Origin of the sequence: Arthrobacter sunyaminii, from assembly GCF_018866305.1 — a bacterium.
GTDB classification, from domain to species: Bacteria; Actinomycetota; Actinomycetes; order Actinomycetales; family Micrococcaceae; genus Arthrobacter_B; species Arthrobacter_B sunyaminii.
This window is the reverse complement of the sequence record NZ_CP076456.1, coordinates 709,014-723,614: the sequence shown is the minus strand read 5'-3', so window position 1 is coordinate 723,614 and position 14,601 is coordinate 709,014. Positions and strand designations below refer to the sequence as shown.

Sequence of the window (14,601 nt, the reverse complement as noted above, 5' to 3'; positions counted from 1 at the left end):
TCCCGCTTCGGCAGGCCCACGGGCTGCGAACGCCGGGAAGCTCCTAGCCGCGGGTCTGGGCGGTTTCCCCTATGGGGGGAATGCTGAGACCGATGATGCCGACAATCGCCATTTTACCAACCCGGTACCTGCAGGTTGGAGGTACCGATCAGGGGACGTTCGTCTTTCGTCTTAGGGTCTCGACGCGTTGGCACTGCACCCCTAGCCACACTTCCGGAGAAGAAACAACAGCAGTTCCGCCGACCCGACCAAAATCCGTCCACAACGGTTGATCCTTGCCAACCAGCCCCTTAGCCTCCCTCCTACACTCGCGCCGCCGCATCACCACTGGGTGCGGCACAGACACGGCTGATGGTGCCCGGTGCGACGACGGCCGGGCACCATCAGCTGCAACACCGCATGTTTCCGATGCGCTGTATACGAGCAGCACCCTGCCGTGGCCGGAGTTGGCCGCGGCCCGTATGAGGGATTCCTCCATGCAGATAAGGCATAAATCCGCCACAGCCCTTCTTGCCTCGCTCGCCCTGCTGGGACTGGCCATATCGCCGGCCACCGGCTATCGCGGCGATGCACCGCCCGGCAGTAAACTGCCGGATCTTCCCGCCCCCGCCGAATACTTTGGCTTCGAAATGGGGGACGAAGGGAAACTCGCGTCCTTCGCGGACATCAGCGACTACTTCGAGACGATCGCCGCGCAGTCCCCGGAAGTGGACTACGAAGTGGTGGACCGCACCACCGACAACAACGAATATCCAATCCTCCGGATGAGCAGTGAGGAGAATCTGAACCGGTTGGATGAAATCCTCGCCACCAACGAGCGGCTGTCCGATCCTGAGGCCATGGTTGCCGAGGCGGCCGCGGCCGGGATGGAGGAAGAGGACTACGCCCGGGAGGTCGCCGCAGGAACCGTCCCGGTCTACTACATTGAGGCCTCCATCCACGCAACGGAAGTGGGAAACACGCAGGCGCTGGTCGACGTCGTCCACCGCCTCGCCACCGAAGATTCCGACGCAATGAACAAAATTCTGGACAAGATGGTGGTGCTGATCGTTCCTTCCGCCAACCCGGACGGGCAGCAGATGGTGGTGGACTACTTCAACGAAACCGCGGGCACAGAGTACAACCGCGTGTATCCGGACCTCTACCACTCCTATGTGGGGCACGATAACAACCGCGACTGGTTCATGTTCACGCAAAAGGAATCCCGGACCCGGGTGATGCTGGAACAGAAATACCGTCCGGTGGTTCAGCACTACATGCACCAGGCCGGAACCAACAGTCCCCGGATTTGGACCCCGCCGTATGACGAGCCGCTCTCCACGGCCGTGGATCCCATCGCCATCTCCTCCTCGAATGCGCTCGGCCAGTTCACCCAGCGTGACCTCGTGGCCGAAGGCCTGAAGGGCGTGAAGTCCGACGACGCGTACGGCATCCTCTGGAACGCCGACGTCGCCGGATACGGCACCTTCCTGGGCACCTCCACCTTCCTGACCGAGATTGCCTCCGTCCGCGACCTGGCCTACCCCTACACCGGAGACGGCGTGCTGGAACCGGTCGACAAAACGATGCGCTCACCCCTGCCCTACGATTCCGACACCTGGACGCTGAAGCAGATTGTCCAGTACGCCACGTCAGCGGCTTTCTCAGGCATGAACACAGTGGCGTCGGATCCCCAGTCGTGGCTGCTGAACAACCTCTACCGGGTGAATATGAACAGTGTTGACTGGGAGGGCGGCCCGTACGCCTATGTGGTGCCCAGCGGCCAGCGCGACCCCTACGCCGTGTATGACATGATGCGGATCTTCGACTTCGGCGAGGTGGAAATTGAGCAGGCCACGGCAGCCTTCACTGCTGAAGGCCGGGAATTCGCCGCCGGCTCTTACATCCTGCGCACCCAGCAGCCGCTGGGACGCTGGGTGGATCAGCTGCTGCGCATCGACGAGTATCCGGACAACGCCCGCAAGTGCGCCGACTGCCCGCTGATCATGCCGTACAGCGAAACCACCGACAACATCGCCCTGTTCATGGGCGTGGATGTTGCCGCGGTTCAGGAGCCGTTCGAGACTGCTACCCGGCAGGTGCGCGAAATCCGGCAGGATCGGGTTCAGATGCCCCGGCCGCCGGGAAACAACGGCGCCTACATTCTCAGTGCCGAGTCCTACGGCCTGGGCCGGATCATTGACGATCTGCAGGACGCCGGGGTGGATACCTACCGAGCTGCCGGTCCGATCACCGTGAACGGGCAGGAGTTTGCTCCCGGTGCGCTGATGGTTCCCGCCGGCGAACGTGGTGCCCGCGGCGCCCTAACCCGTGCCATCCGCGAAACCAGCCTGCCGGTCTACGCCACGGCGCAGATGCCGGAAACCGGGGCGATCAAACTCGCGGACAACACCCGGATCGGCCTGGTCCGCGGGGCCAACAACATGCCCGGCGGCTGGCTGATGTGGATGATGGACCAGTTCGGCACCAACTATGAGGTGGTTGAAGCTGAGGACTATGCGGATCTGGCCGGGCAGTTCGACTCGATCGTCCTCGCGCCGGGCATCTCCACGGACCGGCTGACTACCGGCCTGGACACCACCAAGTATCCGGAGGAGTTCGCCTGGGCTGCCGGTGTGCCGGATGCACCGCAGAAGCTCGCGGAGTTCGCCGAGCAGGGCGGCAGCGTCCTGGCCCTGGGGTCTTCGTCTCTCACCGCGGCCTCTGCAATGAGTCTGCCGGTGGAGAACATCACCCCGGCGGACCGTGCCGCCTTCAATGTTCCCGGCGCCCTGCTGGCCCAGAACTATGACACGGCCCAGCCCACAGCCTGGGGCATGCCGGCGTCTTGGCCCACCTGGTTCAACAACGACGCCGCCTTCCGCCTGACCGGGGAGGGAACCTCGGTTTCGCAGTACCCCGCCGAGGGCAACCCGCTGGTCAGCGGATACGCCCTGGGTGCCGAAGCGCTCAACGGAGCAACGAACATTGCCTCGTTCGACGTCGGTGAGGGGGACGTGACGATTGCCGGCGGGCACATCACCTTCCGCACTTGGCCGCGCGCTTCCTGGACCGTGGTTACCAACGCGATCTACAACGGCGCGGGCACCGAACTGACGGCTGAGGAAATGGCAGGCCTGTTCGCCAAGGCCGGCCGCTAGCAGCAGAGGATTCCCGGGCCGGGGCCATCAGCCCTCGGCGCGGGAATCTGCCGTCGCTGCCTGTCGCCTTACACGTTTTCGTGACCAGAGGCAGCGAGCTGCAGTGACCTACCTGCCCAAGCGCCAAGAGTAGCTGGCCGCGTCCCAGTTCACTGTCGCAGAAAAGATGTATCCCGATTCAGTTCCGTCATCACGCTTTTCGTTGACTGCAATGCACTCGAAGGTCCCCGTGATGGCCGTCAAATCATCTATGGATCCTCCGCCCAGAGGGGTACATTCGGTACGCATGATCGGACCGTCAAGACTTCCTTCATCTACGCGTTTTACAGCGTCCTTCTGCACGGCTTCCTGCAGCCCCTCGACAATGAGAGCTCGAAGCGCCCGCTGGCCGTTCTCACTTTCGGCCTTAGCCTCCGCTTGGCGTTCCTGTTCCTTTTCAGCAGCAGCTGCCGCTGCCTGGGCAGCCCGATCGGCTGCTTCTTCAGCCTCAACCTGCTGAGAATGCTGCACCCCCAAGGTGATCCCAGTGACCGCACCCAGAGCAAGCAGAACCGCCAAGGTGATGATGATGGCCTTCCTGCTGAATTTCAGCTTCCGGCCCCGAGCATAGGAGGCGCCGCAGTGAGGACAGTATTCCCCGAGACCTTCGTTCGCAACGCTGCATTTAGGGCATATTTTTGTCCATGACGTGTCACCCACTGCTTCATTTGCGGGCTCATTCTTCTGGTCCGCAGGAACGGATTCACCCGAATAAATGGCGTCAGAGTGAGGCTCGTTCGGGGCGCCGGAGCCCTCCGTGTAAGCATCCCCGTTATTCTGTTCTGGCTTGATCGCCATTTTGTCTCCCTGATTCTATTGATGCTCTAGAACAAGGGGAAGCTTCGGATCCCAAACGGTTCCGACGCACGGCAGGCGTCAAGGAAAACTCAGGTGTCGCTGTGGTGTCCCCAAAATCCTATTGAGGTACTGCCTCAACGGCGGTTAAAGTATATGACGCTTTAATCCTCAACAAAACAAGGTCCACCTCGCCGTGCATCTCCCCGCCGGGGTTTGCCAATTCCCGTCCTGCTCCCCGCACTCCGGCGTGGAAACTATCCTCCAGATCGACATGCATAGAAGCGTCAGGGGATGCTGCCGCATATCAGCTATCCCCGTCACCCACACCACCCCCGCCGTTGTCGTCCCTAAACCCGGTGGACTCCCGCCGGACAATCCGGAACCCGGCCTTCACCGACCGGGGCGCCAAAGGCTCCCCCTTCTCCCCGATCCGCTCCACCAAAAGCTGCACCGCGGTTTTGGCGATCTCGTCCCGACCGGGATCCACCGTGGTCAGCGAGGGCAGCGAGAAGCGGCCCTCGTCGATGTTGTCGAAGCCGATCACGGCCACGTCCTCTGGCACGCGCAGACCTTCCACCGCCAGCTGGCGCAGGGCACCCAGTGCCAGGGAATCGTTCAGCGCAAAGACTGCGTCAAAGCCGACGCCCCGGCGGCACAGCCCGCGGATGGCCTCAGCTCCGGTGTCCCGTCCCCAGCTGCCGCCGCGGGCCACTAGATCCGGGTCGAAGGCAATGCCCGCGGCGGCAAGGGCCTCGCGGTAGCCGCGCTCGCGCAGGCTGGCCGAGCTGGCGGCGTCCTCCGAGATCTCCGGCGCACCCACCAGAGCAATCCGTGACCGGCCAAGGCCCAGCAGGTGTTCGACGGCGGCCCGCGCCGAGGACGTGTTGTGCATGGTGACGTGGTCGGTGGGTCCGCCGAAGATCCGCTCGCCCAGCAGCACCAGGGGCTCATCCACGGTGAGGGCGCCGGCGTCGTCCTGCCCCAGCGCGGCGGGACTGAACAGCATGCCGTCCACAAAGCGCAGCCGTCCGCCGGAGAGGGCCTCCAGCTCCAGCTTCCGCTCACCGTTGGTCTGCTCAATCAAAACCCGCAGGCCCTTTGTCGCCGCAGCACGGATAACGGAATCCGCCAGCTCGGCAAAGTAATTTTCCCGAATGGAGGGAACGGCCAGCCCAATCACTCCCGTTTTACCGGACCGCAATCCGCGCGCGGACAGGTTGGGGCGATACCCCAGCTCGTCAATAATCCGGCTCACCCGCGAGCGCGTTTCCGGCCCCACTTTGGGATTGTCATTGAGGACATTGGAGACCGTCTTGATGGAAACGCCGGCGGCACGGGCAACATCGTGAAGCGTTGGATTCATGTTTCGAAGGCGCCCTTTCCTGCCCTGCAGCTTTTCCGGCCAAAACGTCTTCAAATCCTAGCCGCACAAAAACAATGCCCAGGACTCTTGACGCCTCAACCATGCGCGGTTTAGCGTTCCGGGTACAACGTTGTACCTCACCAAGGTTGCACCACCAGCACCCAAGAAAAAAGCCTTCTCTGCAACGCCGGAACCACTCCGGCACTGGAACATTTCGACAACGGAGTCCCAATGCCCCAAGCCCGCCTCACCCTTGACCCGCATTTCACGGTGGCCCCAGTCAGCCGACGAGTCTTCGGCTCCTTTGTGGAACACCTCGGCCGCGCCGTTTATGACGGCATCTACGAACCCGGGCACCGCACCGCCAACGAGGACGGCTTCCGCCGCGACGTCATCGAGCTGGTCCGCGAACTGGGAGTCTCCACCATCCGCTATCCGGGCGGAAACTTCGTCTCCGGCTACCGCTGGGAGGACGGCGTGGGCCCCCGCGAGTCCCGGCCCCGCCGGCTGGACCTCGCCTGGCACTCCACAGAGACCAACGAAGTAGGCCTTGATGAGTTCGCCCGCTGGATCAAAGAGGTCGACGGCGAACTCATGTACGCGGTGAACCTCGGCACCCGCGGCGTGCAGGAAGCCCTGGACGTCCTCGAGTACGCCAACATCCCCTCCGGCACCGCACTCTCGGACCAGCGCATCGCCAACGGCAGCCCCGAGCCGCACGCCATCCGCATGTGGTGCCTGGGCAACGAGATGGACGGCCCCTGGCAGCTCGGCCACGGCACCGCCGAAGAATACGCGCGTCTCGCAGCCAAAACCGCGCGGGCCATGCGCCAGCTGGACCCAACGCTGGAACTCGTGGTCTGCGGCAGCTCCGGCGCCGGCATGCCAACCTTCGGCGACTGGGAGCGCACGGTCCTGGAAGAGACCTACGACGACGTCGACTTCATTTCCTGCCACGCCTACTACGAGCCGCACGACGGCGACATGGCCAGCTTCCTGGCCTCGGCAGTCAGCATGGACCGCTTCATCGATTCGGTGGTCGCGAGCGCCGACCATGTGAAGGCCGTCCGCCGCAGCGATAAGACGATGTACCTTTCCTTCGACGAATGGAACGTCTGGTACCAAAGCGTCTACAACGACGTCGAGAAGATCACCGATGCCTCCGAGTGGCCGCAGGCGCCGCGCCTGCTGGAGAACGCCTACTCGGCGATGGACGCCGTCGTCGTCGGGAGTCTCCTGATCAGTCTGCTCCGGCACGCGGACCGGGTGACCGCCGCCAGCCTGGCCCAACTGGTGAACGTGATCGCGCCAATCACCACCGAACCGCAGGGACCGGCGTGGCGGCAGACCACCTTCTACCCGTTCGCGATCACTTCGCGGCTGGCCCGCGGCACGGTCCTGGATCCGAAGATCGACTCCCCCGCCATGGTTACCGACGCCTACGGCGACGTCCCCATGGTCGACGCCGTCGCCACCCACGACGACGCCGCTGGAACCGCCGCGGTGTTCCTGGTCAACCGCAGCCTCACCGACACCGTGACCGTCAGCATCGATGCCGGCCCGCTCGGCGTCGAAAGCGTCCGCAGCGCGCAGACCCTGCATGACGACGATTACTCCGCCGGCAACACCCTTCAGGACCAGGACCGGGTGGTCCCCGAACCCAACAAAAGCGCGCGCATCGAAAACGGCACGGTCACCGTGACCCTTCCCCCGGTCTCGTGGACCGCCCTCGAGCTGCAGTAAGCACCAAAACCCTTCTGTTTCACCATCACTCATACAAGGGAGTACGCAGTGCGAAACACAAAGATCCGAAACACAAGAATCCAAAGAAAAACCCTGCTCGCCGCCGGCATGACAACGGCGCTGGCCATGACGCTGGTGTCCTGCGGCAGCAACGACGACGACGGCGGGGGCGGCGGCACCGGGGCCGGCGCGAGCAAAACGAACTGCGCCAACGAGATCAAGGTCAATGATGTTCCCGTGGTCACCTACTGGGGCTGGTTCGAAGACACGGCGCAGACCGTCGACAAGTTCAACGAAACCCACGATGACGTACAGATCTGCTGGACCAACGCCGGGCAGGGCGCCGACGCCTACACCAAGCTCTCCACCTCGCTGCAGTCCAAGTCCGGCGCACCAGACATCGCCCAGATCGAGTACGACTGGCTGAACAGCTTCCTCATGCAGGGCGGGCTCGTGGACATGACCGAACACGGGATCAACGAATACAAGGACAACTTCACCGCCGGCGCCTGGCGCGACGTCTCCAGCGGCGACAGTGTCTACGCGGTGCCGGTCGACCTCGGACCCGTGGGTATGTGGTACCGGCAGGACATCTTCGACAAGCACGGAATTCCTGTTCCCACCACCTGGGACGAGTATGCCGCTGCGGCCAAGCAGCTCAGCGACGCCACCGGCGGAGAGACACTGATCGGCAACTTCGCGCCGAACGGCCAGGGCCAGCACTATGCCTTCCTGGACCAGGCCGGCGCCAAGCCCTTCGACTTCGACAACAGCAATCCCACCGAGATCAGCATCAACCACAATGACGAGGCCAGCAAGAAAGTCTTTGACTACTGGATCGATCTGGTGGACCAGGACCTGGTGGGCACCGACCAGGCCTGGACACCCGAATTCAGCACCGCGCTGGGCACCGGCAAGTACGCCACAGCCATCTATCCGGTTTGGTACAACGTCCACATTCCCGCGCTGGAAGGCGCCGACGCGGACGCCGTGTGGCGGGCAGCTCCGATCCCGCAGTGGGATGCTTCCAGCCCCAAGCAGGTGAACTGGGGCGGCAGCACGCTGGCCGTGACGGTTCAGGCCGACGACGCCGCCCTCGCCACCAAGGTGGCCGCGGAACTCTACGAGTCCCAGGAAACCAAGGAACTCGGCGTCGAGGTGGGCGGACTCTTCCTGGCCTACCCCGAGATGATCGAATCCGAGTACTTCCAGAACCGCCCCTATGAGTTCTACGGCGGACAGCAGCTGAACAAGGAAATCTTCGGTCAGGCCGCCCTCGACTATGAGGGCGTGACGTTCTCCCCGTTCACGCAGTTCTACTACGACGAATCCCAGCGGCTGCTCTCCGAAGCGATTGAAGGCAACATTTCAGCTTCGGACGCAGCGGACCAGCTGCAGGAGTCACTGGAAACCTACGCCGGTGAGCAGGGTTTCGAACTGAAATAACCAGCCCCGTGCGGGCAGGGCACCCCCCTGCCCGCACGGAGGTCCCCCCTATGCGTCCCAAGGAAGAGACACATGTCAGCCACCTCAGAGCTAGAAACGCCGGCCCGGCCCCCGGCCGTGCTGAAACGGGGAACCAGTCTGGAGCGCAAAACCGCGCGGTTCGGATGGGTATTCCTTGCCCCCTTTGCCGTGGTGTTCCTGGTGTTCCTCGTCCTGCCGCTTGGTTACGCGTTCTGGATGAGCCTGCACACCAACACCCTCGCCGGCGGTGAACAGTTCGCCGGGCTGGCGAACTACAGCAAGGCCTTCACCGACCAGCGGTTCCTGTCCGGCATGACCCGGGTGGCGGGCTTCGCCCTGGTTTTTGTGCCGCTCCAGATTGGACTGGCGCTCGTCTTCGCGCTCATCCTCGACGACGTTCGGACCCGCCTCTCGCGCTTCACCCGGCTGATGATTTTCGCGCCGTACGCCATCCCCGGCGTAATTGGCGCCCTGATGTGGGGCTTCCTCTACAGCCCTTCCTTCGGGCCGCTGGTGGGTTTCTTCGATCTCCTGAACATGCAGGCGCCGGACCTGCTCAGCCGAAGCTCCATCTTCTGGTCACTGACCAACATTGTGACCTGGCAGTGGACCGGCTATTACATGATCATCATCTATGCGTCGCTGCAGTCGATTGACCCGTCCATCTATGAGGCTGCCCGAATTGACGGTGCCACCAAACTGCAGACGGCACTGCAGGTCAAGGTCCCCATCATCACCTCGTCGCTGGTGCTGACCGGGGTGTTCTCCCTGATCGGCACCCTGCAGTTCTTCACTGAACCCCAGGTGCTGGCCCCGCTGGCCGGCAACGCCATCGACGCCGCGTACACCCCCAACCTCTACGCCTACAACCTGGCGTTCTCCTACCAGCAGTTCAACTACGCGTCGGCCATTTCCTTTGCACTCGGGCTCATGGTGTTCCTTGCCTCCATCATTTTCCTGATCGCCACCCGCAAGAAGAGCGGACTCAACTGATGACTACAACACCGGCACCACTGCTCGACGACGCCGTCACAGCCTCGGGACCGCGCGGGAAACGCCGCGCCAACAAGCCCCCGCGGGAACGCGCCGTCGGCCTGCACATCCTCCTCGCCGTCGCGTCCCTGTATTTCCTGCTGCCGCTGTGGTGGCTCGTGGTCGCGGGAAGCAAGAGCACCCAGGGACTGTTTACCGGCACCGGAGGTCCGCTCTGGTTTGACTCGAACTTCGCCCTGTTCGACAACCTCCAGCAGCTGGCCACCTACAACAACGGCATCTACCTGCGCTGGCTCGGCAACTCCTTCCTGTACGCGACGGCAGGCGGGGTGGGGGCCACGGTTCTCGCGGTGCTGGCCGGCTACGCGTTCGCCAAGTACCGCTTCCGGGGACGGTCCGTCAGCTTCATGATCCTGCTGGCGTCGGTGATGGTGCCGGCGACGGCGCTCGTCATTCCCACCTACGTGCTGTTCAACAACCTCGGGCTGACCAACACGGTCTGGGCGGTGATCCTTCCCTCGCTGCTGAGCCCCTTCGGCGTGTACCTCATGCGTGTGTATGTGCAGGATGCCATCCCGGACGAGCTGCTGGACGCGGCGCGGGTGGACGGTTCCGGGGAAATCCGGACATTCTTCACCATCGCCCTGCCGCTGATGCGGCCGGCCGTCGTCACCGTGCTGCTGCTCTCCGTGGTGGGCGGCTGGAACAACTACTTCCTGCCGCTGGCCATGATTTCGGACCAGACACTGCTGCCCGTCACGGTGGGCCTGAACGCCTGGCAGGTGCAGTCCAACTCCGCCACCGCCAACGGCCTGATCTGGAACCTGGTCACGAGCGGCTCGCTGGTTTCCGTCATTCCGCTCATCATCGCCTTCCTCATGCTGCAGAAGTACTGGCAGGGCGGATTGTCGCTGGGAAGCCTGAAGTAAGAAGCAGGTCCGCAATAAACCCCGCAATAAAACAGGGCACCCAACCCGGTGAATCCCTCTTTCCGGCATTCTTCCCCGCTAGGCTGGCCGTGAAGTAATTCACCGCCCGGTTTCGGGCGGACAACCGCTATTGCCGTCACGGCACAGTATCTTCAGGGGGAATAACGCGTGAGTGAACCGACGCAGCTAAACGACCAGTCCGGAAACAACCCCGGACCGTGGAATTCCGGCCAGCCGGGCCAGCCCGCACCGGGTCAGCAGCCGCCCGGACAGCAGGGACCCTATCAGGGCGGACAGGCCTATCCCGGCGCTCAGGGAAACTACAACTATCCGGCTTCGGGCGACTCCTCGGCACAGGGCAGTTACGCGTACCCGGGCAGTCCCTACGGCCAGATGTCACCGGCCGAAGAGCCGCCCCGCCCCAAGCAGGTCAACCGGGCCTTCTGGCTCCTGATCGCGAGCGCCGTCGCCGGGTTGATCTCGCTGCCCTTCTCTATTTCCTACATGAACTCTCCGGAGTACCTCGAGTACTTGGAGACCATCACGCGGGATCTGGGCCTGGAGGTTGATTCACAATCGCTCTCCGCCGGCGTGGCGAGCAGCACGATGTCCACGGTGTTCGGCGGCATCTTCGGGGCAGCCGTGACGGTTGGACTTGCCCTGCTGGTCCGTGCCGGGTTCAACTGGGCACGAATCGTCCTCACGATCCTCGCCGTGCTCTCCCTCGTGGGCCTGCTCGGACTGTTTACCACGGGGACTGTCTCCGGTGTCCTGACGCTGGTGTCCCTGGTGGCCACCATCGCCGCCGTCGTGCTGCTGTTCATGAAGCCCTCCAGCGAGTACTTCACCCGCAAGAAGGACTACCGGCAGGCCAAGAAGTTCGGCGGATACCAGGCATAACCGCCTCGATACTTCCGCTGTGGGGGGGGTGCCGGCTGATCTCAGCCGGCACCCCCCATGCCTTTAACGGGTCACCCTAGGCAACGGCCCCCTTAGCGTCCTGTCCAAACGGGCCCTCGCCCGCAAACGCGTACTGCGCAAACCGCTCCCCGATCAACCGGTGCGTAGCGGTATCCGGATGCAGTGCGTCCGGCAGCGGATGATCCTCAGCATCCTCGGCACCGTACAGGGCGGTCCCGTCCAGATAATAAAGATTCCCGTCCTCAGACCGGCGTTCCATCAGGGACTGCAACGCGTCACGGATCACGCGCAGGGTCAGCTGGCCGGCAGCCACGCCCTCCGGCGAGCCGGCGGCGATGAACTTCACCTGATCCGTGCCGAAGGATGCCGGGTCAAAGGCGCCGGGCCCCGGAGTGTCCTCGTGGATGCCGCAGAATATCGGTGAAATAAGCACCAGCGGGGTGTCCGGGTGCCCGTCGCGGATGGTGTCCAGGAAGCCATGGACGGCGGGGACAAAAGCACGCAGCCGCATCGAGTCCATGTTCACCACGTTGATGCCCAGCTTCACGCTGATCAGGTCCGCCGGGGTGTCCCGCATGACCTGCGCGGTGAACGGATCCACCAGGGCGCTGCCGCCCAGCCCCAGGTTGCGCAGGTCGACGCCGCCGATCCGCGCGGCCACAGCGGGCCAGATGCCCGACGGCGTGGCAGCGTTGGAACCGTGGCTGATCGAGCTGCCGTGGTGCAACCAGACCGGCATGCCGTAGCGGTGCGGTTCCAGCGGGGCGTCACTGCGCAATTCCACCAGCTCCACCGTTTCGTTGTGCGGCAGCCAGATCTCCACCACCTTGGAACCGGCAGGCAGCGGGGAAAAGATGCTGGTGTGCGAGGGTCCCTCGACCTGCCGGCTGGCACCGGTGGACATAATGACCTCGGTGTACGAACCTCCGGTGAGGCTGTCGCTCTGCATCAGCTCGCCGTCGACCAGCAGATCCACAGAGCCGCGCGGCCGGTCCGCGCCCAGGTAAACCACCCGGGTGGGGTGCGTGACCAGTTCCAGCCGCTCCGCCGTCGTCGAGAAAACCAGCCGGACCCCGGAGGGCTGGGCCTCGGCCATGAGCAGCTGCGGGTCAGGGAACCTGGTTCGCACAGCGGCGGGCAGGCGGTGCGGCCGCAGTCCCCGGGCAGTGGTTTCGAGTTCCGCGGCTCCGTGAACGAGCGCGGGGGCGATGGCAGTGGTGATCATGAGGGTCTTTCGTCGATATTCAGGTGCCAAGCCACCTTAGTGCATGCGGCAGGCCAGCGCCGTTCCGGCGGGAACTCGCAGTGCGGACTATGACCCGCCCGCGGACCGCCGGTAACTGCTGGCCGTAAAGCCGAGAACCTCACGGAACGCGGCGGCCAGATGCGCCTGGTCCGCGTAGCCCAGTTCCGCCGCAATGTCCGCAATAGGGGTTGTGGAATCCAGCCGCACCCGTTCGGCCGCCTCCTGCAGCCGGTACCGGCGGATCATGGCCAGCGGAGGCAGCCCCACATGCCGCCGCGCCAGTCTTTGCACCGTCCGGACGGAGACGCCGAGCTGTTCGGCGGCTTGAGCCACGCGGATGAGGAACGGATCCGACTGGATCAGGTCCTCCAGCCGGTTGGCCAGCAGGGCATCAGCACTGGGGGCGGGGACCTGAGCTTCGAGCCAGTGGACTGCCGCCGCCGCGGCGGCCGTGCGGCGGGACGCGTCGTCGTCGTCCGCCATGGCAGCCGTAACCGCTGCCAGCAGCTGCGGAGCCGGGAAGGGGATTTCGACGTCGCGCAGGCTTCCCGGATCCTGAACGAACGCCGGCACCGCGGCCGGCCGCAGCAGCAGTCCCAATGCCCAGCCGCGTCCGGACAGATCCCGAAAGGAGCGCCGGGTCGCCGGACCGGACAGCGTGACGCCTTCGGCCTGGACCACCAGGTTCAATGCCGGAAAGGGCAGCAGCTCCTGCCGCGACACCCGGCCGGGCGCCAGGTTCCATTCCGGAATCCAGAACCAGCGCACCCGGTCCGCGAGCGCTGCCGGTGCCGGGATCCGGTGGAAGGAAGGCAGCCGGGCGGGATACAGCGTCCCGCGCCATTGATCCTCTCCCTCACCGGCCGCTGCCATGTCTCCCCTATGTCTTCCCCAGGCTGTCGCGAATCTTCAAGCCGGAGCCGGGTCCGCACTCCTACCGTCGAAGCATGACTACTACACCCAACACCAATCCCACCGCCTCAGCGCCGGGCACCTCAGGTGTCACCGGCCAGCACACCACCTGCGGCGTCCCGCACGGCGTCACCACGCTGACCCCGTTCCTCGCTGTACCGGATGCCCGCGAAGCCATCAACTTCTATCGCGATGTCTTTGGCGCCCGGCTGATCGATGCCACCGAGATGGGCGGCATCGTGGTCCACGCCGATCTGGACTTCGGCACCGGCCGGCTGCAGCTGGGCGAACCCAACCCGGACTACGGGCTCGTCTCCGCCCCGGAGGGTGACGCCGACTGCTATTCGATGGGTCTGTACTGCGAAAACGTCGACGAGACCGTGGCCCGGGCAGAAGCAGCCGGGGCCAGCATCCGCGAACCGCTGACCACTTTCGTCTCCGGCGACCGTTTCGCCAGTATCCGTGACCCGTTCGGGGTCCGCTGGTCCGTCATGTCCCGAGTGGAGGACCTGTCCGACGAGGAAAGCGCCGCCCGGGTTGCCGAGTGGGCCGCCGGGCAGGGCATGTCGGCTTCCGGCTCCGGTGAGGACGCCCCGGAGGGCTCCGGGGAAAACTCCTAGGAGTCCTGGCCCTCGATGCTGATCATCCAGCTGGTGCCGAATTTGTCATTTAGCATGCCGAACATGTCGCCCCAGGGTGCCTTTTCCAGCGGCAGTGTCATTTGGCCGCCGTCGAGCAGCTTGTCCCAGTATCCGCGCAGCCGCTCACCGTCGCTGCCGCTCAAGGAGATGGAATAGCTGCTTCCTTCGTCCAGGGCCATGCTGGCCGGGGTGTCCGAGGCCATCAGGACAAGCCCGTCGTCTGTCTTCAGGGACGAGTGCATGATCTTGTTGGCCTCGGCGGGGTCTTCGGCCATGTTCATGTCACCGTAGGTGTTGCTTTCCAGGGTTCCGCCGAACACGCTCTGATAGAACGCCATCGCCTCCCGGGCGTTGTCCCGGAAGCTGAGGTAGGGATTCATGAGGGTGGACATGGTGATCTCCTTCAAAA

12 protein-coding genes are annotated in these 14,601 nt (G+C 64.2%); 7 read left to right on the top strand and 5 right to left on the bottom strand.

Annotated elements, in window-relative coordinates:
• Window positions 1-476: 476 nt before the first annotated feature.
• Window positions 477-3,140: a M14 family metallopeptidase gene (locus tag KG104_RS03260; RefSeq protein ID WP_207347243.1), complete on the top strand. Its 2,664-nt coding sequence runs from the start codon at window positions 477-479 to the stop codon at window positions 3,138-3,140.
• A 108-nt stretch (window positions 3,141-3,248) separates the two neighbouring features.
• Here KG104_RS03260 and KG104_RS03255 read toward each other — a convergent pair whose 3' ends face one another.
• Together KG104_RS03255 and KG104_RS03250 are read right to left on the bottom strand one after the other, a co-directional pair.
• Window positions 3,249-3,977, bottom strand: coding sequence for a hypothetical protein (locus KG104_RS03255; RefSeq protein ID WP_207347242.1), 729 nt, complete (start codon window positions 3,975-3,977; stop codon window positions 3,249-3,251).
• 304 nt (window positions 3,978-4,281) lie between these two features.
• Entirely contained in the window at window positions 4,282-5,340 is a 1,059-nt protein-coding gene (locus KG104_RS03250) for a LacI family DNA-binding transcriptional regulator (protein ID WP_207347241.1), read from the bottom strand.
• Between the two features lie 231 nt (window positions 5,341-5,571).
• Here KG104_RS03250 and arfA point away from each other — a divergent pair, with 231 nt between their 5' ends.
• The 5 genes from arfA (at window position 5,572) to KG104_RS03225 (ending at window position 11,372) form a co-directional block, all read left to right on the top strand.
• Window positions 5,572-7,083, top strand: coding sequence for an arabinosylfuranosidase ArfA (gene arfA / locus KG104_RS03245; protein ID WP_207347240.1), 1,512 nt, complete (start codon window positions 5,572-5,574; stop codon window positions 7,081-7,083).
• A 48-nt stretch (window positions 7,084-7,131) separates the two neighbouring features.
• Entirely contained in the window at window positions 7,132-8,529 is a 1,398-nt protein-coding gene (locus tag KG104_RS03240; protein ID WP_207347239.1) for an ABC transporter substrate-binding protein, read from the top strand.
• Window positions 8,530-8,601: 72 nt separating this feature from the next.
• Entirely contained in the window at window positions 8,602-9,543 is a 942-nt protein-coding gene (locus tag KG104_RS03235; RefSeq protein ID WP_207347238.1) for a carbohydrate ABC transporter permease, read from the top strand.
• Window positions 9,543-10,472: a carbohydrate ABC transporter permease gene (locus KG104_RS03230; protein ID WP_207347237.1), complete on the top strand. Its 930-nt coding sequence runs from the start codon at window positions 9,543-9,545 to the stop codon at window positions 10,470-10,472. Before KG104_RS03235 ends, KG104_RS03230 begins: the two co-directional genes overlap by 1 nt.
• A 168-nt stretch (window positions 10,473-10,640) precedes the next feature.
• Window positions 10,641-11,372, top strand: a complete 732-nt coding sequence (locus KG104_RS03225; protein ID WP_207347236.1) for a hypothetical protein — start codon at window positions 10,641-10,643, stop codon at window positions 11,370-11,372.
• A gap of 76 nt (window positions 11,373-11,448) precedes the next feature.
• Here KG104_RS03225 and KG104_RS03220 read toward each other — a convergent pair whose 3' ends face one another.
• Together KG104_RS03220 and KG104_RS03215 are read right to left on the bottom strand one after the other, a co-directional pair.
• Complete coding sequence (locus KG104_RS03220; RefSeq protein WP_307858984.1) at window positions 11,449-12,648, bottom strand: GDSL-type esterase/lipase family protein; 1,200 nt, start codon at window positions 12,646-12,648, stop codon at window positions 11,449-11,451.
• Between the two features lie 57 nt (window positions 12,649-12,705).
• Window positions 12,706-13,512: a helix-turn-helix transcriptional regulator gene (locus KG104_RS03215; RefSeq protein ID WP_207347230.1), complete on the bottom strand. Its 807-nt coding sequence runs from the start codon at window positions 13,510-13,512 to the stop codon at window positions 12,706-12,708.
• Between the two features lie 74 nt (window positions 13,513-13,586).
• Here KG104_RS03215 and KG104_RS03210 point away from each other — a divergent pair, with 74 nt between their 5' ends.
• Window positions 13,587-14,171 carry a VOC family protein gene (locus KG104_RS03210; RefSeq protein WP_207347229.1) on the top strand — a complete coding sequence of 195 codons (585 nt, stop codon included), beginning with the start codon at window positions 13,587-13,589 and terminating at the stop codon, window positions 14,169-14,171.
• Here the strand turns inward: KG104_RS03210 and KG104_RS03205 are convergent.
• Window positions 14,168-14,584 carry a VOC family protein gene (locus tag KG104_RS03205; protein WP_207347228.1) on the bottom strand — a complete coding sequence of 139 codons (417 nt, stop codon included), beginning with the start codon at window positions 14,582-14,584 and terminating at the stop codon, window positions 14,168-14,170. The two genes, KG104_RS03210 and KG104_RS03205, sit on opposite strands and share 4 nt — an antisense overlap.
• Window positions 14,585-14,601 lie beyond the last annotated feature (17 nt).